Below are 18,604 nucleotides of genomic sequence, written 5' to 3'. Positions count from 1 at the left end.
CGATCAGATCCCGACGTGCCGGTTGACGTCCTTGTAGAGCAGGTAGCGGAACGGGCCGGGGCCTCCCGCGTAGCAGGCCTGCGGGCAGAACGCCCGCAGCCACATGAAGTCGCCCGCCTCGACCTCGACCCAGTCGGTGTTGAGAAGGTAGACGGCCTTCCCCTCGAGGACGTAGAGCCCGTGCTCCATCACGTGGGTCTCGGGGAAGGGGATCGCACCTCCCGGGGCGAAGTTGACGATGTTGACGTGCATGTCGTGGCGCAGGTCGGCGATGTCGACGAACCTGGTGGTCGACCACGCGCCGTCGGTGCCGGGCATCTCCAGCGGGGCGATGTCCTGTTCGCGGGTCACGAAGGCCTCGGGCACGTCGAGACCCTCAGCGCGTTGGTAGCGCTTGCGGATCCAGTGGAAGGTCGCCGTCGCGTCGGTGCGGTTGTGGAGCGTCCACGAAGCGCCGGGCGGCAGGTAGGCGTAGCCGCCGGGCTCGAGCTCGTGCTTGTCGTCGCCGATGGTGAGGGCGAGGGCTCCGTCGACCACGAACAGCACGGCTTCGACGTCGCGGTTGGACTCCGGCGCATCCGATCCGCCGTCGGGCGAGACCTCTACGACGTACTGGCTGAAGGTCTCGGCGAAGCCGGACAGTGGTCGGGCGAGCACCCATAGACGGGTGCTCGTCCACCCTGGCAGATAGGAGGCGGTGATGTCGCTGAGGGTGCGCGCCGGGATGACGGCGTACGCCTCGGTGAACCTGGCCCGGTCGGTCGTGAGCGCGCTCTGCGGCGGGAGCCCGCCGCGTGGCACGTGGTAGCGGGTCTTGTCCGTCATCGGCGACCTCTTCTCAGCAGAGTCCCTCGCGGCTCGCGGTCATCCGTCGACACGCCTCGAAGCCAGGTCTCGCGAACGACGCCGGTCAGGGAGCGGCCGGTGTAGGCCGAGACGGGATTGCGATGGTGCAGTGCCGCGACGTCGACGGTGAAGCGCTCGTCGGGTGCGAACCTCACCAGGTCGGCGTCCGCGCCGAGCGCGATCCGGCCCTTGTGCGGGAGGCCGACGCGGTCGGCCGGGGCCGTGGCCATCCAGCCGACGAGGTCGGCGAGGGAGTGACCGCGGTCGCGGGCCTCGGTCCAGACCACCGGGAGGCCGAGCTGGAGTGAGGCGATCCCTCCCCACGCCTGACCGAAGTCACCACCGCCGCGTTGCTTGAGGTCGGCGGTGCACGGCGAGTGGTCCGAGACGACGAAGTCCACCTCACCGGCCGACAGGGCGGCCCACAGTGCCTCGCGGTTCGCGGCCTCACGGATCGGCGGACAGCACTTGAGCTCCGTGGCCCCGTCGGCGATGTGCTCGGCGTCGAAGGTGAGGTAGTGCGGACAGGTCTCGACGCTCACGTCGACGCCGTGAGCGCGGGCGTCTCTCAGCTCGGGCACGGCGCTCGCGCTGCTCAGGTGCACGATGTGGGCGCGGCCGCCGGTCGCCCGCGCCTGGTCGATCACCAGCCGGATCGCCGAGTCCTCGGCCTCGTGGGGCCGGGAGGCGAGGAAGCCGGCATAGCTCGCCCCGCTCAAGGCGGTCTCGTCGAGGAGCCGGCCGTCCTCGGCGTGCACGACCATCAACGCGCCCAGACGTGCGGTCTCCTTCATGGCCAGGGCGAAGGCCTCCGGCTCCAGGTGGCCGAACTCCTCGACTCCGGAGTCGAGCAGGAAGCACTTGAAGCCGAACACCCCCGCCTGGTCGAGCTGCGCCAGGTCGGCGAGGTTGTCCGGCACCGCCCCACCCCAGAACCCGACGTCGACGTGGACCTGCCCGTGCGCGGCGTCCTGCTTGGTTCGCAGGTGGGCGACAGTGGTGGTCGGCGGGACCGAGTTGAGCGGCATGTCGAGGATCGTGGTGACACCCCCGGCCGCCGCCGCCCGCGTCGCGGTCGCGAAGCCCTCCCACTCGGTGCGGCCGGGCTCGTTGACGTGGACGTGGGTGTCGACCAGGCCCGGCAGCAGCACCTCATCGTCCTCGAGCCGCACCACCGTCCGGGCGGGAGGAGCGTCGGCGACGGGGGTGATCGCGACGATCCGGCCGTCGCGTACGCCGACCGCCACGGCTCTGTCCTGCCCGGCGACGATGGCGCGCCGGGCCTGGACGACGAGGTCGAGGTCAGCTGCCACGGTAGGTCGAGTAGCCGAAGGGACTCAGGAGCAGCGGCACGTGGTAATGCTCGTCGGCGTCGGTCACCGTGAAGGTCACCGCCACCTCAGGGTAGAAGCCGTCCACGTAGGCGCCGGTGTCGAAGCGGAGCGTGTAGTCGCCGGGGTCGAGTCGCGGTGGGCCCAGGTGGGAGACCCGGCCGTCGGAGTCGGTGGTGGCCGCGCCCAACGACCGGCCGTCACGGGTCTCGAGCCGCACCGCGACACCCGCTGCCGGCCGACCGGTGGCCGTGTCGAGTGCGTGGGTCGAGAGGGTGCTCACAGGGCCTGCTCCAATCTGAGAAGGGCGATCTCGCGCAGGTTGGCGACGGTCTCGGCGCGCTCGGTGGCGTCGTCGTTCAGCATGCGGCGGTCCAGCTCGTCGAGGATCTCATCCGCGCTGCGGCCGGCGGCGCGGATCAGGAACACCCGATCGAACCGCTGCTCGTAGGCGGCGTTCCCCGCCGCCAGTCGAGCGGCCGTGTCGCCGGTCCCCGGGTCGACGCCCGACTGCTCCGCCTGCGACCGCGCGCCGCCGCGCTCGCCGATCCGGGGATGCCCGGCGAGTGCTTGGTCGAGCTCGGCGTCGCTCAGCACGTTGGCCGCCTCCGCGGCGGCGGCGAGGAGTGCCTCCCGGTCCGCGTAGGGCTGGCCCGCGAGCACCTCATCGGCCCAGCGCGGGACAGACAGGCACTCCAGCAACGTCTCCCGAGTCGTGGTGACGGCCATCAGCACTCCCTCACGATCAGCCGGCCTGAGGTCAGCAGGACTGTCATCAGCAGACACCCGTCTCAACAGAAGGCCGGCACGGCGAGCCAGGCGTCGCCCGCAGGCGGCGCGTCGGGGCGGACCACCTCGGCCTCGATCAGCCCGTACGGACGATCGGCGGCGATGAAGACCTCACCGTCGTTCGTCAGCCCCTCGACGTCGAAGCCGCTGAAGTCGACCAGGAAGTGGTGCTTGTTGGGCGCCGAGAAGCGCACCTCGGCCAGCTCCGGCAGGCTGGTGAGCAGGGCCGTGCCCATGGCGTGGAGCGTCTCCTGCAGCGCGCGCGAGTAGGTCCCGGCGAAGGTCTGCAGCAAGGTGCTGAGCGCCTCGTCGTAGGACGCGTTCCAGTCGACGCCCTCGGTCCTGGTGTGCCGCCAGCGCGCCACCAGGGCGGTGGCGAGGATACGGTCGTCAGCCTCGGCGAGGGTGGTGAACTCGTCGGTCAGGAACCCCTTGAACTCCGAGTCGGTGGAGTTGAGGACGACCAGGTCGCGCACGCCGGAGATCACGTGCGTCGCCGTCCTGCTGACCGTCACGACCGCGGTGCGGACCCCGCCGCCGCGTCGCACGAAGGAGTGGTCGCCGAGGCGGTCCCAGGCATACTCCTCGACACGGACCTGCGCCTGCTCCGCGGCGGGCGTGGCCTCCAGGAGGCGGCTGCCCAAGGCGATCGCGTAGCTCTCGATCGAGTCGACACCGTGGATCTTCGCGTAGGCGAAGGCGGTGTTCTTCTGAGTGTCGGTCGGCAGGACCTGGGACTGATCGCCGAGCGTGTGCGCCGCAGCGAAGTCGCCGCGCAGTGACGTCGACACGTTCAGGTCATGGATCTCGTGGCGCGCAGTGTCGCGGACGATCCGGACGACGCGGCTCTCCGCCTTGCCGTACTGGTTGGCACCGAGGATCGGCTTCATGACGAGCTCCTCACGCTGTAGTGAGCGAGGGTCTGCAACCGGGCCGGATCGAGTGAGGTCGCGCCGAGCACCTCGTGCTCGTCGACGGCGCCACAGTCCAGGCCACGGAGGACGTACGCCGCCAGTGCGCGCGCCGTCGCCGGCTCGTCGGCGACGGCGCCCGACACACTGCCCCCGGGCACGGTGCCACCCGGCACAGCGCCGCCCGGCACAGCGCCGCCCGGCACAGCGCCGCCCGGCACAGCGCCAACGGGCACGGTGCCACCACCGCCGGTCTCGTTGCCTGCCTCTTCGCCTGTCTCGGTGCCCAGGTCTGTGCTGGCGCCGCTGCGCGTGTACGCCGCCAGCCGCGTGAGGGCGCGCGGAAGTCCTTCCCGGTAGAACGCATAGGTGGCGGCGTACCGCGTCGGGAGCTGCGCCGGGTGGAGGTCCCAGCCCTGGTAGTAGCCGCGCTCGAGCGAGCGCCGGACCAACCGGTGATGGTTGGCCCACGCGGCCGCGATGGCCTCAGCGTCGCCGATCGGGAGGATGTTGGTGGAGCCGTCGGAGAGCCGGACGCCGGTGCCCGCCGCGGCTGCCTGCATGACGAGCTTGGCGTGGTCGGCGACCGGGTGCTCCATCGACTGCTGCTCGGCGACGATCCCGCAGAAGGCCGAGTAGTCGTAGGTGCCGTAGTGCAGCCCGGTCACGCGGTCGCCGGCGGCATGCACCATCCGGGCCACCAGGGCGGTCCCGTCGGAGCCGAGGATCGACTGCGGGGTCTCGACCTGGATCTCGAACCGTAGGCTGCCGGCGGCGAGGCCCAGCTCGTGCTCCAGCACCTCGCACGCGTGGACCATGGCCTCGACCTGGTCGACGCTGGTCACCTTCGGCAGCGTGACCACCCAGCCCTCCATGCTGCCGCCTGCGCCCACGAGCGTCGCGATGAACTCCGCCAGCGTCCGGATGGCGCGACGCCGAGTCGCGGCCTCGAGGCACTTGACCCGGATGCCGTTGAACGGGGCTGCCTCACCGGCCCGCTGGCTCGCGGCCAGCGCGGTCGCGGCTCGGACGACGTCGGCGTCCTCGTCGGCATCGCTCCTCCCGACATAGCCGTCCTCGAAGTCGATCCTGAGGTCCTCGACCGGCTCGCGGGCAAGCTTCGCGCGGACACGAGCGACGATGTCGGCGTCCCCCACGATCGTCGCGAAGGCGTCGTCGTGCTCCTCGATCGCCCGCAACGCCGTCGCTCCGTAGACACCGACCAGACCTGGCTCGAACCGGTCGGCCGGCACATACACGGTGTGGACGGGCTGCCGGCCCGGTCGCTCCCCGGGGTAGCCGCCGGCCAGTGCCGCGTCCGCCGCCGCCAGCCGGGCATCCAGCTCGCCGGCCAGGCGGTCGGCCACCGCGCCGAGCTCCATGCGCCCCGCCATGCGCCCCGCCATGCGCCCCGCCAGGCGCCCCGCCAGGCGCCCCGCCACGTCACCCGCCACGTCACCCGCCACGTCACCCGCCACGTCACCCGCCACGTCACCCGCCACGTCACCCGTCGTCATTCGCCGCGCCTCATGCGCCCTCGGACCGCTGGCGAGCCTTCACGGCGCGCCGACGCCGGTGCAGGATCGGCTCGGTGTAGCCGGATGGCTGCTCGGTCCCGTGGAACACGAGGTCATGGGCGGCGCCGAACGCCTCGCCGTCGTACGCCGGTCCCATCGGGACGTACCCGGGACCGGCGTTCTGCTGGTCGACCACGTCCGCCATGCGCCGCAAGGCGGCCTCGACCTCGTCGACGGTGACCACGCCGTGCCGCAGCCAGTTGGCGACGTGCTGGGAGGAGATGCGGCAGGTGGCACGGTCCTCCATGAGCGCGATGCCATGGATGTCGGGCACCTTGGAGCAGCCGACTCCCTCGTCGACCCACCGCTTCACGTAGCCGAGGATGCCCTGGAGGTTGTTCTCGATCTCGGCAGTGCGCTCCTCCTCGGTCCAATCCGCCGACCCGGCGAGAGGGACCGTCAGCAGCTGCTCCAGCGTCGTGCGGCGGCGACCGGACAGCTCGCGCTGGCGGGCGGCGACGTCGACCTGGTGGTAGTGCAGCGCATGCAAGGTCGCGGCGGAGGGCGATGGGACCCACGCACACGACGCACCGGCCTGCGGGTGGGCGATCTTCTGCTCGAGCATCGCAGCCATCTCGTCGGGCATCGCCCACATGCCCTTGCCGATCTGCGCCTTCCCGTGGAGGCCGCACTCCAGGCCGATGTCGACGTTCTGTGCCTCGTACGCCTCGATCCAGTCGGTGGTCCTCATCTCGCCCTTGCGGACCATCGCGCCACCGAGCATGGAGGTGTGAAGCTCGTCGCCGGTGCGGTCGAGGAATCCGGTGTTGATGAACGCCACCCGGTGTCGCGCTGCATGGATGCAGGCCTTGAGGTTGGCCGACGTCCGCCGCTCCTCGTCCATGATGCCGAGCTTGATCGTGAACCGGTCGAGTCCGAGGAGGTCCTCGACGGCCGAGAAGAGATCATCGGTGAACGTGACCTCGTCGGGGCCGTGCATCTTGGGCTTCACGGCATACATCGAGCCGGTGCGCGAGTTCCGCAAGGTGCTGCGGCCCTGCAGGTCGGGCAAGCTGCACAGTGCGGTCATGATCGCGTCGAGGATGCCCTCACCGACCTCGTTGCCGTCGGCGTCGAGGATCGCGTCGGTCGTCATCAGGTGGCCGACCTGGCGGATGAAGAGCAGCGAGCGCCCTGGCACGACGACGTTGCCGTCCGGGCCGTCGTACGCCCGGTCCTGCGCCAGCGTGCGCTGAAACGTCGTCCCGCCTTTCGTGACCTGCTCGCTGAGGGTGCCCTGCATCAGCTGGAGCCAGTTGCGGTAGCCGAGGACCTTGTCCTCGGCGTCCACGGCGGCGACCGAGTCCTCCAGGTCCATGATCGTCGAGACCGCCGCCTCAACCAGTAGGTCCTTCACGCCGGCGGCGTCGTCCTGCCCCACCGGGTCGCTCCGGTCGATCTGGAGCTCGACGTGGAGGCCGTGATGGACGAGGAGGACCGCGTCGGGGCGATCGGGGTCGCCGCGATGGCCGACGTACTGCTGAGGGTCGGCGAGCCCGGTGGTGCCCTCCTTCAGCTCCACCCGCAGTGCTCCCTCAGCGATCGAGTAGCTGTGCGCATCGGCGTGACTCCCGATGGCCAGGCCGAAGTGCTCGTCGAGGAAGGCCCTGCCGTGCGCGATGACCTCCGCGCCCCGCACCGGGTTGTAGGACGTGCCCCTCTCCATCCCGCCGCTCTCGGGAATGACGTCGGTGCCGTAGAGCGCGTCGTAGAGCGAGCCCCACCGGGCGTTGGCGGCATTGACCGCGAACCGGGCGTTGAGCAGGGGCACGACGAGCTGCGGCCCGGCCTGGACCGCGACCTCCGGGTCGACGTCGTCGGTGAGGATCTGCACGTCCTCCGGCTCGTCGACGAGATAGCCGATGTCGCGGAGCCGCCGGACGTATTCAGCCTGGTCGGTGACCGGGCCTGGATGGGCGGTGTGCCACTCGTCCAGCTGACGTTGCAGCTCGTCCCGTCGGGCGAGAAGCGCACGGTTGCGAGGTGCGAACTCCTCGATGATCGCCTCGAGGCCGACCCAGAACGCCTGCTCGTCGATCCCCGAGCCCGGCAGCGCCTCGTCCCGGACGAACTCGTCGAGCACGGCGGCGACCCGGAGGCCGCCGACGGTGACGCGCTTCGTCTGTGATGCAGGCATCTCAGTCCTTCCCTGCCGGCGCGTGTTCGCGAGAGCTCAGCCAAGCAGCGGCCACCGACAACGCGATGGCGGCCGGCTCCTTGCTGGTGGTGAGGCCCCGCATCCCGACCGGGGTCTGCACACGATCGATCTCCTCGGCGGTGAGGCCCGCGGCGGCGAGCTGCGACCGGAACCGGGTCCACTTCGCCGAGGATCCGATGAGACCGATCGAGCCCAGATGGTTGCTGCGCAAGGCAGCGTCGATGATCGCGAGGTCCTCGGCGTGGTCGTGGGTGAGCACGAGGACGTCGGTGCCGCGCGGCAGATCGGCCAGCACCAGCTCCGGGATGACCGGCACGAGGTGCGGGTGGACGGCCGCGACCGCGTCACCCAAGGGCGCGAGCGCGTCTGCGGTCAGGTGCCCCTCACGGGAGTCGACCAGGTGGAGCTCGATGTCGTGCCGGGCCAGGATGCGCGCGAGCTCCAGGCCGACGTGCCCCATGCCGAAGATCGCCACCGAGGCCACGACCGGGAGCGGTTCGAGGAGCACCGCCACCTCGCCGCCGCAGCACTGGACGCCATGCTGGAGGGGCGCCTTGTCGGAGAGGTTGGCGGTGAAGGTCGTCGGCCTGCTCGCGTCGGACTCCATGAGCGCGCGGGCCCTCTGGATCGCCTCCTCCTCGACGTTCCCGCCGCCGATGCTGCCCCAGCTCTCGGAGGCCGAGACCACCATCTTCGCGCCTGCGTCGCGTGGTGCGTGGCCGCGGACCTCCGTCACGGTCACCAGCACACCGGCCTCCCGGGTGCTCCTCAGGTGGCGGATCGCCTCGATCCAGGTGCTCATGGGGCGCCCCAGGTGGCGTCTGGGTTGGTGTCTCGGGTGGTGTCTCGGGGGGTGTCGCGGGGGGTGTCTCGGCCTGCGTCGCGGGCCGCCTCGCGCGCCGCGTCGAGCGCCCAGTAGACCGCCTCAGGTGTGGCCGGTGAGGCGAGCTCGACGGACCGACCGGGCGGCCCGAAGGCCGCACACGCGTCGCGGAGCGCCTCGCGCACGCTGAACGCGAGCATCAGAGGCGGCTCGCCGACGGCCTTCGAGCCGTAGACGACGCCGTCCTCGTGGGCCCGCTCCAGCAGCGCGACGTTGAGGACGGTCGGCATCTCCGAGAGCGCGGGCACCTTGTAGGTCGAGGCCGCATTCGTCGTCAGCCGGCCCCGACCGGGACCGTCGGTCTCGTCCCACCGGAGATCCTCGAGCGTCAGCCAGCCGGCACCCTGGACGAACCCGCCCTCGATCTGGCCCAGGTCGATCAACGGCGAGAGCGAGTCGCCCACGTCGTGGACGATGTCGACCCGGCGGGTCGTATAGGCGCCGGTGAACCCGTCCACCTCGACCTCAGCGGCGGCCACGCCGTAGGCGAAGTACTTGAACGGCGTCCCGCGCACCTTCGCCGGATCCCAGCTCAGGCCCGGGGTGGCGAAGTAGCCGGCCGCCCACAGCTGGATGCGACGGAAGTACGCCGCGGAGACGAGCTCCTCCCAGGAGGCGTCGGTAAGGTCTGCGCGCACCGGGACCAAGCGTTCCAGGATCTGCTCGCAGGCGTCCTTGACAGCGCCGCCGTTGAGATCCGTGCCCGAGGAGGCAGCCGTGGCGGAGGTGTTCGGGACCTTGTCGGTGCGGGTCGGGGCGAGTCTGACCTTCGCCAGCGGGACGCCGAGTGCGGTGGCAGCCACCTGCAGCATCTTGGTGTGCAGCCCCTGCCCCATCTCGGTGCCGCCATGGTTGATCAGCACCGAGCCGTCCTTGTAGACGTGCACCAGCGCGCCCGCCTGGTTGAACGCAGTGAAGTTGAACGAGATGCCGAACTTCACCGGCGTGATCGCCAGACCCCGCTTGCGGTGCGGATGAGCCGTGTTCCACTGGTCGATCTCGGCGCGGCGTGCGTCGAGGGAGGCGGTCTCGGTGACCTGGTCCCACGCCGCCACCAGTCGCTGGGGGTGGCGGACCGCTTGACCGTAGGGCGTGGCCTGGCCCTCGACATAGAAGTTGCGGCGGCGCAGCTCGGCCGGCGCGATCCCGAGGGCCGGGGCGCAGCGGCCGATGATGTCCTCGATCACCAGCATGCCCTGGGGGCCGCCGAAGCCACGGAACGCCGTCTGCGAGGTCTTGTTGGTCTTCGCGATCCGCCCGTGCACCGCGATGTCGGGGATCCAGTAGGCGTTGTCGACGTGACACAAGGCCCGCGAGAGCACCGGCTCGGAGAGGTCCAGACTCCAGCCGCCGTCCGAGGTCAGCGTGGCCTCGAGCCCGGTGAAGAGCCCCTCGTCGTCGAAGCCCACCTTCCACGTCGCATGGAAGCCGTGCCGCTTCCCGGTCATCGACATGTCCTGGGCGCGGGTCAGCCGGAGCCGCACCGGGCGCCCGGTCAAGGTGGCACCCAAAGCGGCGATCGCGGCCAGCCCGTGCGGCTGCATCTCCTTGCCGCCGAAGCCGCCCCCCATCCGCAGGCACTGGACCGTGACGTGGTGACTGGCCAGGCCCAGCACGTGGGCGACGATCTCCTGTGTCTCACTCGGGTGCTGGGTGCTGGACTGGACGAAGACCTGGCCGTTCTCGTCGACGTACGCCAGCGAGCAGTGCGTCTCGAGATAGAAGTGCTCCTGTCCCGCCATGACGGTCGTGCCCTCGAAGACATGGCTTGCGCGCTGGAGTCCTGCGGTGGCGTCACCCCGCGCCAGAGTCGGCTGGGCGCCCTGGAAGCTGCCGGCAGCGATCGCCTCCTCGACGGTGACCAACGCGGGAAGCTCCTCGTAGGTGACGTCGACAGCCGCCGCTCCCCGGCGCGCCGCCTCGAGGGTCTCGCCGAGCACCCAGGCCACAGCATGGCCGTGATACATCACCTCAGTCGGGAACAGCGGCTCATCATGCTTGATCCCGGCATCGTTGACCCCCGGCACATCGGCCGCGGTCAGGACGCGGACCACGCCATCGACGCCGTACGCCGGCCCCACCTCCAACCTCGTCACCCGCGCGTGGGTCACCGTCGCCTGGACCGGGTGGGCATGCAGGACGTCGTTGGCGCGACCGACCAGGTCGTCGGTGTAGAGGGCCTGACCGGTCACGTGCAGGGCCGCGGCCTCGTGGTGGAGGGCCTCGCCGACGACCGCGTTCTCCGGCCGGCGCGAGAGCGGGCTCGTCGCTACCGGGCCGGCCCTGGTCGCGCCAGTCCTGCTCGGCTCGGTGGTGGTCATGTCGTCACCTCGGCGAAGAGCTTGCGCAACGACTGGCCGAGCATCGCAGCGCGGTAGGCGGCGCTGGCGCGCTGGTCGGAGATCGGCGTACCCTCACCCGCCATCACGCGTGCCGCCGTCTCGATCGTCTCCTCGCTCCACGGGCGGCCCTCGAGGGCCGCCTCGGTGGCAAGCGCCCGGATCGGTGTGGCGGCGACCCCACCGAGCCCGATCCGCGCCTTGCCGACCATGCCGTCCACGACGTCGATGGCATAGGCGATGGCGACCGAGGAGATGTCGTCGAAGCGCCGCTTGGCGATCTTGTGGAACCCCGTGACGCTGCTGACCGGCAGGGGGATCACGACCTCGGTGATGAGCTCACCCAGCTCGAGCACGGACTGCCGATAGCCGGTGAAGTACGCCGCCGCTGGCACCGTCCGCGTCCCCTTCGCCGAGGCGAGGACGACCGAGGCCTCGAGCGCCAGCAGCACCGGCGGGCAGTCCCCGATCGGCGAACCGGTCCCCAGGTTCCCGCCCAGGGTGGCCGAGTTGCGGATCAGCGGGGACGCGAACTGCGGCATCAGCTCCTCGATCAGCGGCACCCTCCCGTCCAACCGTCGCTCGATCTCACTCAGGGTCAGGGCGGCGCCGAGACCGATCTCGGTGTCGCCGACGGTGAAGCCGCGCAGTTCGGGGAGTCGATCGATGGCCACGGCCAGGCCGGCCCGACGACCCCGCAGGTTGACCTCAACGCCCCAGTCCGTGCTGCCCGCGACGACGACCGCGTCCTCGTGCTCACGCAGGACCCTGAGTGCCTCGGCCAGCGTCGTCGGCCGGACGAATCTCGTCTCGCCGTCACGGAGCTGGGTGTGTGCCGGGGTGGGCGCAGCTGTGGCGCGTCTGGCGGCAAGTAGGTCTCCGTCGGCCGGGATCCCCAGCGCGAACGCGGCATCCTTGATGGGCCGATAGCCCGTGCAGCGGCACAGGTTCCCACTGATCGCATGCAGGTCGAACCCGTTCGGGCCGGCCTCAGCGCTGTGCTCTCCGTGACCGTCGATGTGGTTCTCGATGTGGTTCTCGATGTGGTTCTCGATGTGGTTCTCGATGTGGTTCTCGATGTCGTTCTCGACGTGGTTCTCGCGACCGCCGCCGCGTGGGCCCGTGGCGTTCGTCGCCGCCCGGCCGGTCCGGTAGTACTCAGCGGCCATCGAGCATACGAAGCCCGGCGTGCAGTAGCCACACTGCGAGCCGCCCCGCACCGCCAGCTCCCGCTGGACGGGGTGCAGCGTCTCTGGGGTGCCGAGGCCCTCGGCGGTCACGACCTCCTGGCCGTCGAGGGCGGCGGCGGGGATGAGGCATGAGTTCACCGCCGTCCACTCGGTCGTGTCCGAGCCGTCAGCGGCCGGCCGAGCGACCATCACCGCGCACGCGCCGCACTCCCCCTCCGCGCAGCCCTCCTTCGCGCCCGTCAGCCCGCATCCGCGCACGAAGTCCAGCACATTGGTGTGCAGCGGAGCCCCGTCGAGCGCGCGAGGTTCGCCGTTGACCACGATCTCGGCCATCGCGCACCTCCTTCAGGCTTCTTAGTCCTGTTGGATCGCGGTCGCAAGCACCGTCGACGGTGTCTCCCGTGCGTACGCGGAGACGTAGATCACCGCGGGGCGGAGGTCGGCTTGGGCAGGTGGCGCCAGGCGGGGGCGGCTCGGAGCCGGCCCGCCCGGCTGAGGGCGCGCGCTCGTCAAGACGGGCCCCCACCCGGTCGGCAGGCGCCGTCCCCGAGGCGGGCGGCCGGAACTGGTCTCAACGGGCAGATCCGCCGCCAGGAAATCGGCCCGTTCAGACCACTTGCGGGCAGCGGCGCGAGTCATCGCCGGGCGAGGCCCGGAGAGCGCGTCGCGCCCAGGGTGACGCGCGGCTGACGCGTCAGAGATGTCGCTATCGGTCCTGCGCGGCTCTCCAGGCATCCCAGACCTCCGGCCGTAGTCGGCCTCGGTCCGGCACCGCGAGGCCGGCGGCCCGGGCCCAGGCACGCACCTCGGCGGTGGAGGGCTCTGGCGCGTCGGGGGCGCTGTGGAGCTCGGTCGCCGCGAGCTCGAGTGTGGGGATCCGCTCGACGGCGGCGGTCTCGGTCTCGGCCCAGACACGGGAGGCGGCGAGGAACCGGTAGGTCCACTCCTCGGCCAACGGACGCGTCTCGCAGAACACGATCGCCACGTTCGGCCATCGGACCTGCAGCTCGGCGAGGCCGTCGGCGATCTGGGCCGGGCGGACTCGGTCGAGCTTGAAGATGGCCGAGTAGCGGTCCTCGACGACGACGGCGGCCCGGGGCAGTGCGGCGAGCTCGGCAAGGGCGTAGCGCAGTCTCCCGCTGGTCAGGCTCGAGACCAGGTCGGCCAACGACTTGCGTTCGACCGCGGCCACGAGCCGTCCGTCGAGGGCGAGGCCGTAGTCGCCGCACGGCAACGCACGCTTGGTGGTCTGGACCTGCTGGCCGGTGAACCGATAGGGATACTGCTCGTGAGAGTCGACGACGATCTCCAGGTCGGCGATTCCCGAGGCTCGAGCGGTGGGCGTGCGTACGTTCGGACGCGCCTGCTTGCGGGTCCGCGGTGACTGCCAGAAGACGACCTCGCGGCCACGCGCGGTGGTGAACACCAGCTGCGAACGGTTCTCTCTGGCTCGGTCCAGCACGAGGTCGATGGCCGCACCGCGGCGCTGGCAGGACCGCACGGCGACGCGTTCGACGATCTCGGCGTCGGCCGGCCATGTCTCAGGCGGCATCGGATGGCAGTACAAGGCTTTGGTGCGTGGCCAGGTCCCCGAGGTGCGGAAGACCATCCCGCCGCCGAGCGGCACCCGCAGCAGGTAGCCCAGCCGCGAGTCCGGGTCCGGGTTGGCCGCGATGAGCAACTCCTCCACCTTGGCTCACGCCTTCTCGGTGGTGGAAGGTCGCAGCTCGCGGCAGAACCCCGTGGCTCCGATCACCGTCGTCACGCCCCGCACACTACAGACGCTGTGCGGACGATCCGCGATGACGTGGACGTACTTCTGGACCCTGGACTTCCAGCAGACGATCGCAGCCTGGTCTGTCCGGCGTGTGCGCGGGCCGTCGTCTCGAGGACTGCTGAGCGAGTCGTCTCACGAGGCTTTCGTCGTCCACGGATCGACGAGCTGAGCACCGAGCGGTTCGACGTGCTTCGTGTTTCGGGTCCCGATCGTCATGTCGTTGACCCGCGCGACCGCCGCGATGAGAGCGCCGTCCAGCGGCGCATGCTCAGGCACCCGGTTCATCGCGAGGATGCACGCCGCTCTCGATCTCGGCGATCGTGATTGCGGAGACGAACTGGCCGCCGGAGTTCAGCGATACACCGCCTGGGTCGCCTCCGAGGTCACCACCGCGCTCGACGACTTCGCGGCGCGCGCACGTCGGCGCTGATCCATCCTCACGGTCGAAGTCTCGGAGGCTGGTCGCGGCGCGAGGACTGGGCTGATCCCGAGGCGTTCCTTGCCTCCCCGCGCTCAGCCAGTGATGACGAGCGGGACGAGCGCCCAGACACTCACGGTGCACTGGGCCTCGCCCTCGCCGCAGGTGACGGCGCTCAGTCGCCACGGCTCGGCCCCCACCGGGTAGAACCGCATCGTCGCGGCCTCGCCGGTGCCGAGGAACACCTCGACGACGGAGTGGTCGACGACCATCCGCACCTCGACGACGTCGCCGGGCGCGGCGCCCGAGGCGATGCGCCAGGTGCCGCCCTTGGCCCGCGGGTCCCGCGACGCCGACGAGCGGTCGATGACCACCTCACCCGTGCCTGGATCAAGACGTACGTCGACCCGCTCCCGCCCGTCGGCCGACGTGAGCAGCCGCAGCCCGGCCGCCGCGCGACCGTCCGGCGACCAGCCGAGGCCGGCGACCACGTCGACGCAGCGCGGCACTTCGCCGAGCACGGCTGCGCCCTCGACGGGCCCCGACATCTCGGCGACCAGATCGGCACGCAGCGACTCCACCTCACGGGCCGGCCGCTGCGCGACCCTGTCAGCCGTCAGCGTGACCTCCCTCGGCAGCGAGATCATCCCGGCCCAGCCGACCTCGTCGGCCCACGAGCTGACGGCACCCACCCGCGGCTCGTCCCGGGCCTCCCACACCCAGCCCCACACCAGCCAGCGGCCGTCGGGGGCATGCAGCAACGCCGGGGCATAGAAGTCCGGCCCGTGGTCGAACCGTCGCGGGGCCGTGGCCTGGAAGCGGTCGCCCCGGTCGCGGCCGACGTACACCGCGGTGCGGCCCGCACCGTCCTCGGGATCCCAGGCGCTGAGGAGGACAGCCCCTCGTTGGACGCCGAAGTCGGCGTACTGCACGCACTCCCAGCCCTCCTCGGTGTCGCCCCCGCCCGGCAGAGGTGTGGGCGCCTGCGCGAGGAAGCAGCCGCCGTGCTCCCATCGGTGAAGGTCGTCGGAGAAGTACTGGATCGCGGCGCCTCGCCCGTCCGAGAGCGCTGCGCCGACGAGCATCCGCCAGCGCTCGCCGTCGCGCCAGACGTAGGGGTCGCGGAACATCACGGTCTCGGGCGGCGGCTCCGCGATGACGAGCCCGGGCCGCTTGGAGAACACGACGCCATCCGCCGATGTGGCGGCCGCGACGGGCTGCCACCAGCGATCGTTCCGCTTGGCGGAGTAGAACGCCACGAGACCGTCGTCGGTGCTGACGGCGTTGCCGGACCACACCCCGTCGGAGTCCTCGCCGCCGGGCGTGGGGGCGAGGGCGACCGGCATCAGCTCCCAGCGCAGGAGGTCACGGCTGCGGAGGTGGCCCCAGTGAGTGTTCGCGTGCCGCGCGCTGTCGGGGTTGTACTGGAAGAAGACGTGATACCAGCCGTCGTGGAAGAGGAGCCCGTTGGGATCGTTGAGCCAGTTGCGCGGGGGCCTCAGGTGGACGGCGGGCAGGTGCGGGTCGACCGCCACCGTCACCTCGGCTCTCCGACGGTCGGCACGGCCGCGGGGCGGGCGACGGAGGCCCGCTGGATCGGCGGGCAGCCGACCAGGACCCGTCCGTCTCCCGACGGCGTGTCGAGACCGAGGAGGACGCGGATGCCGGCAACGCCGAGCTCGTAGTGGGGCAGCGCGACGGTCGACAGCGGTGGACGGAGGTGGGCCGCGATGACCTCCTGGTTGTCGAAGCCGACGACGGAGATGTCATCAGGGACGGTGAGGCCCCGGTCGCGCAGCCCGTCGTAGAGGCCCATCGCGACCCGGTCGTTGTGACAGAAGATGCCGGTCACGCCTTCGTCGAGGAGTCGGCCGGTGGCGTCGTACCCGCCCTCCTGCTCCGGATGGGCGTCGACGACCACAGCGGGGTCGACGTCGATGCCGGCCGCGGCCAGCGCCTCGCGGTAGCCCTGGAGCCGGCCGTCGTGCGCGGGTGAGGGCGTGGTGGTGTTGATGAACCCGATCCGCCGGTGCCCCTGGTCGAGGAGGAGCTGGGTCGCGTCGCGTCCGCCGGCGACCTCGTCCGGGACCACCGCTGGGAGGTCGGCGGCCGCATAGCAGTTCACGAGCACGCAGTCGCTCTCGCTGAGGGCCGCAGGTACGTCGACCTCGCGGTGATACCACGTGGAGTAGAGGACGCCCCGCACCTTGTGCTCGAGCAGCATCGCGATCGCCTCGTGCTCGGCGTCGGAGTTGCCCTCGGTGTTGACGACGAGGAGGACGAAGCCGTGCTTCCACGCCTCGTCCTGCGCACCATGGATGATCTGGCCGGCGAAGGGGGTCGACGCGATCGCGTCGGCGACCAGCCCGATGAACCGCGACTGCCCCTTGACGAGGTCCTTGGCCATCGCGTTGGGGCGATAGCCGAGCCGAGCGATGGCGTCCTGGATCCGCTGCCGGGCCTCGGGCCCGATCCGGGCTCCCTTCTTGTTGTTGAGGACGAGGGAGACGGCCGAGACCGAGACACCCGCCGCCTCGGCGACGTCGCGCATCGTGACCGCTCGCGGTGACTCCGCGTCCGTCCGTCTCATCCTTTGTTCGCACCGCTCTCGAGTCCGTAGATCATCGCCTTGTTCAGCACCAGGAACACCAGTAGCAGAGGTGTGACCGTGACGCATACAGCAGCGAACGTAGCGGTCCAGTCGGTCTTGCCCATCGCGCCGATGTAGTTCTGCAGTCCCAGCGGAATCGTCTTGAGGCTCTCCGAGAGGACGAAGGTGTTGGCGAAGATGAAGTCGTTCCAGATGAAGATGCTGTTGACCATCACCACCGTGACGATGGTGTTGACCGACAGCGGCAGCGTGATCGTCGAGAAGATCCGGTAGGGCCCGGCGCCGTCGAGTGAGGCGGCCTCGTAGGTCTCGCGTGAGATGTAGCCGAAGAACGACGAGAACAGGTAGATCGACATCGGCAGCGAGAAGCCGGCCAGCGGGATGATCATCGACTGGTAGGTGTCGAGCAGTCCCACCTTGGAGTAGTCGATGAAGAGCGGCACCAACGCGACCTGCACGGGAACGATGATGCCCAGCAGGAAGATGGCTCGGACGACCCGGCTCCCCCGGAAGCCCAGGACCTCGATCGCGTAGGCGCCCATCATCCCGCAGACGACGATGAGGAGGTCGGCGCCGGCGGTCACGATCACGCTGTTGGTGATGTAGCGCGGGAGGTCGCCTTGGCCGAAGGCGCGCCGGAAGTTGTCGAGGGTGAACGAGTGGGGCAGCCCGAACGGGTTGTTGGTGGTGAAGTCGTGGGCGTCGCGCAGGCTTGTCGAGAACAGCCACACGAGGGGGTAGACCTGGATGACGACGAGCAGCGCGACGAGCACGCGGGACGCGATGTGGTGGTAGTCGAGGCGGCTTGGCCTCGGGGGCGCCGTCGGTGGCGTGCGCCTGTCGGCGCGGCGGCGCTCGATCAGCTGGGTGGTCATGACTCGGCCTTCCGCCGCAGGAGCAGCACGATCAGTCCGACCGCGACCAGGCACTCGACGACGATGAACACCGACAGGGTGCTCGCATAGCCGTAGTCGGTGCTGGTGAAGGCCGTCTTGTACATGTAGGTCGTCACCAGCTCCGAGGACTGGCCGGGGCCGCCGTTGGTGAGCAGGTAGGGGATGTCGAAGCCGCGCAGGGCGTACGTCGTCGCCATGATCGTCGTGGTCAGCCACACCGGCCGGATGTAGGGGAACCGGATGTGCGCGAACAGCTGCCACCGGTTCGCGCCGTCAAGCCGGGCCGCCTCCTCGAGCTCCTTCGGAACGGCGATGAGGGCGGCGTAGATGATGACCATGTAGGTGCCGATGAAGCGCCAGCCCTCAGGCGCCGAGACGGCGGCGAGGACGGTGTGGACGTCGGAGAGCCACGGGCGGGCCAGGCCGCCCAGCCCGACGGCGTGGAGGATCGAGTTGATCAGCCCGTCGGTGGCGTAGATCCGCTGGAAGAGGAACGCGATGGCGACCGTCGAGATGACGGCGGGCATCAAGTAGAGGACCTTGATGACCTCGCGTCCGCGGGTCAGCGACGCCAGCAGCGTGGCGACCACCAGGCCGCCGCCGAGCTGGAGGACGAGACAGATCACGACGTAGCCGAGCTGGTTGCCGAACGTGGTCCAGAAGCTCGGGTCGTGGCGCAGCATGTGGGTGTAGTTCGACAGGCCGACGAACTCCATGCCGGTGATGCCGTCCCAGGAGAAGAAGCTGAGGAACAGCGACTGCAGGATCGGCAGCAGCACCGCGGCGCCGTAGAGCAGGAGGGGCGGCAGCAGGAAGACCAGGACGGAGAGCCTGGAGCGGTGCGGAAGCACGGGTGGTCCCTTCTTCGAGGGGAGCCG

At 70.5% G+C, this 18,604-nt stretch carries 16 protein-coding genes; all 16 read right to left on the bottom strand.

The features are described from left to right. Positions 1–3: 3 nt before the first annotated feature. Positions 4–825, bottom strand: coding sequence for a bifunctional allantoicase/(S)-ureidoglycine aminohydrolase (locus tag ACYQ1K_RS00225; protein ID WP_459980358.1), 822 nt, complete (start codon positions 823–825; stop codon positions 4–6). Beyond that, entirely contained in the window at positions 822–2,159 is a 1,338-nt protein-coding gene (gene allB, locus ACYQ1K_RS00220) for an allantoinase AllB (RefSeq protein WP_459980357.1), read from the bottom strand. Before allB ends, ACYQ1K_RS00225 begins: the two co-directional genes overlap by 4 nt. Then, a complete protein-coding gene (uraH, locus tag ACYQ1K_RS00215) occupies positions 2,149–2,460 on the bottom strand; it encodes a hydroxyisourate hydrolase (protein ID WP_459980356.1) in 312 nt (103 codons plus the stop codon). Before uraH ends, allB begins: the two co-directional genes overlap by 11 nt. Continuing rightward, the gene (gene uraD, locus ACYQ1K_RS00210; protein ID WP_459980355.1) at positions 2,457–2,906 is read right to left on the bottom strand and encodes a 2-oxo-4-hydroxy-4-carboxy-5-ureidoimidazoline decarboxylase; all 450 of its coding nucleotides are present in this window, start codon (positions 2,904–2,906) and stop codon (positions 2,457–2,459) included. Before uraD ends, uraH begins: the two co-directional genes overlap by 4 nt. A 62-nt stretch (positions 2,907–2,968) precedes the next feature. Next, positions 2,969–3,856 (bottom strand): factor-independent urate hydroxylase, encoded by an 888-nt coding sequence (gene pucL / locus ACYQ1K_RS00205; protein ID WP_459980354.1) that lies wholly within the window; start codon positions 3,854–3,856, stop codon positions 2,969–2,971. Further along, complete coding sequence (locus ACYQ1K_RS00200) at positions 3,853–5,394, bottom strand: DUF6986 family protein (RefSeq protein WP_459980353.1); 1,542 nt, start codon at positions 5,392–5,394, stop codon at positions 3,853–3,855. The genes pucL and ACYQ1K_RS00200 overlap by 4 nt, the downstream gene beginning before the upstream one ends. A 10-nt stretch (positions 5,395–5,404) precedes the next feature. Further along, positions 5,405–7,591, bottom strand: a complete 2,187-nt coding sequence (locus tag ACYQ1K_RS00195) for a malate synthase G (protein WP_459980352.1) — start codon at positions 7,589–7,591, stop codon at positions 5,405–5,407. A 1-nt stretch (position 7,592) separates the two neighbouring features. Continuing rightward, positions 7,593–8,414 carry a xanthine dehydrogenase accessory protein XdhC gene (xdhC, locus tag ACYQ1K_RS00190; RefSeq protein ID WP_459980351.1) on the bottom strand — a complete coding sequence of 274 codons (822 nt, stop codon included), beginning with the start codon at positions 8,412–8,414 and terminating at the stop codon, positions 7,593–7,595. Further along, positions 8,411–10,816, bottom strand: a complete 2,406-nt coding sequence (gene xdhB / locus ACYQ1K_RS00185) for a xanthine dehydrogenase molybdopterin binding subunit (RefSeq protein ID WP_459980350.1) — start codon at positions 10,814–10,816, stop codon at positions 8,411–8,413. Before xdhB ends, xdhC begins: the two co-directional genes overlap by 4 nt. Further along, the gene (locus ACYQ1K_RS00180; RefSeq protein ID WP_459980349.1) at positions 10,813–12,357 is read right to left on the bottom strand and encodes a xanthine dehydrogenase small subunit; all 1,545 of its coding nucleotides are present in this window, start codon (positions 12,355–12,357) and stop codon (positions 10,813–10,815) included. Before ACYQ1K_RS00180 ends, xdhB begins: the two co-directional genes overlap by 4 nt. Before the next feature lie 373 nt (positions 12,358–12,730). After that, positions 12,731–13,714 carry an ERCC4 domain-containing protein gene (locus tag ACYQ1K_RS00175; RefSeq protein ID WP_459980348.1) on the bottom strand — a complete coding sequence of 328 codons (984 nt, stop codon included), beginning with the start codon at positions 13,712–13,714 and terminating at the stop codon, positions 12,731–12,733. A 219-nt stretch (positions 13,715–13,933) separates the two neighbouring features. After that, positions 13,934–14,086: a PIN domain-containing protein gene (locus tag ACYQ1K_RS00170; protein ID WP_459980347.1), complete on the bottom strand. Its 153-nt coding sequence runs from the start codon at positions 14,084–14,086 to the stop codon at positions 13,934–13,936. 228 nt (positions 14,087–14,314) lie between these two features. Beyond that, on the bottom strand, positions 14,315–15,760 hold the full coding sequence (locus tag ACYQ1K_RS00165) for a glycoside hydrolase family 32 protein (RefSeq protein ID WP_459980346.1): 1,446 nt from the start codon (positions 15,758–15,760) through the stop codon (positions 14,315–14,317). After that, on the bottom strand, positions 15,757–16,809 hold the full coding sequence (locus ACYQ1K_RS00160) for a LacI family DNA-binding transcriptional regulator (protein ID WP_459980345.1): 1,053 nt from the start codon (positions 16,807–16,809) through the stop codon (positions 15,757–15,759). Before ACYQ1K_RS00160 ends, ACYQ1K_RS00165 begins: the two co-directional genes overlap by 4 nt. Next, positions 16,806–17,705 (bottom strand): carbohydrate ABC transporter permease, encoded by a 900-nt coding sequence (locus ACYQ1K_RS00155; protein WP_459980344.1) that lies wholly within the window; start codon positions 17,703–17,705, stop codon positions 16,806–16,808. The genes ACYQ1K_RS00160 and ACYQ1K_RS00155 overlap by 4 nt, the downstream gene beginning before the upstream one ends. Continuing rightward, positions 17,702–18,577, bottom strand: a complete 876-nt coding sequence (locus ACYQ1K_RS00150; protein ID WP_459980343.1) for a carbohydrate ABC transporter permease — start codon at positions 18,575–18,577, stop codon at positions 17,702–17,704. Before ACYQ1K_RS00150 ends, ACYQ1K_RS00155 begins: the two co-directional genes overlap by 4 nt. Positions 18,578–18,604: the final 27 nt, after the last annotated feature.

Source organism: Nocardioides sp. AN3 (assembly GCF_054653495.1).
Note: the sequence above shows the minus strand (reverse complement) of the source record. Positions and strands in the feature narration are given on the sequence as shown.

What these genes read in the sequence shown, in the direction of transcription:
- ACYQ1K_RS00195 (WP_459980352.1), bottom strand. Translation starts at nt 7,591, where the DNA reads ATGCCTGCATCACAGACGAAGCGCGTCACCGTCGGCGGCCTCCGGGTC.
- xdhC (WP_459980351.1), bottom strand. Translation starts at nt 8,414, where the DNA reads ATGAGCACCTGGATCGAGGCGATCCGCCACCTGAGGAGCACCCGGGAG.
- ACYQ1K_RS00180 (WP_459980349.1), bottom strand. Translation starts at nt 12,357, where the DNA reads ATGGCCGAGATCGTGGTCAACGGCGAACCTCGCGCGCTCGACGGGGCT.
- ACYQ1K_RS00225 (WP_459980358.1), bottom strand. Translation starts at nt 825, where the DNA reads ATGACGGACAAGACCCGCTACCACGTGCCACGCGGCGGGCTCCCGCCG.
- xdhB (WP_459980350.1), bottom strand. Translation starts at nt 10,816, where the DNA reads ATGACCACCACCGAGCCGAGCAGGACTGGCGCGACCAGGGCCGGCCCG.
- ACYQ1K_RS00160 (WP_459980345.1), bottom strand. Translation starts at nt 16,809, where the DNA reads ATGAGACGGACGGACGCGGAGTCACCGCGAGCGGTCACGATGCGCGAC.
- ACYQ1K_RS00155 (WP_459980344.1), bottom strand. Translation starts at nt 17,705, where the DNA reads ATGACCACCCAGCTGATCGAGCGCCGCCGCGCCGACAGGCGCACGCCA.
- uraD (WP_459980355.1), bottom strand. Translation starts at nt 2,906, where the DNA reads ATGGCCGTCACCACGACTCGGGAGACGTTGCTGGAGTGCCTGTCTGTC.
- pucL (WP_459980354.1), bottom strand. Translation starts at nt 3,856, where the DNA reads ATGAAGCCGATCCTCGGTGCCAACCAGTACGGCAAGGCGGAGAGCCGC.
- ACYQ1K_RS00170 (WP_459980347.1), bottom strand. Translation starts at nt 14,086, where the DNA reads ATGAACCGGGTGCCTGAGCATGCGCCGCTGGACGGCGCTCTCATCGCG.
- ACYQ1K_RS00200 (WP_459980353.1), bottom strand. Translation starts at nt 5,394, where the DNA reads ATGACGACGGGTGACGTGGCGGGTGACGTGGCGGGTGACGTGGCGGGT.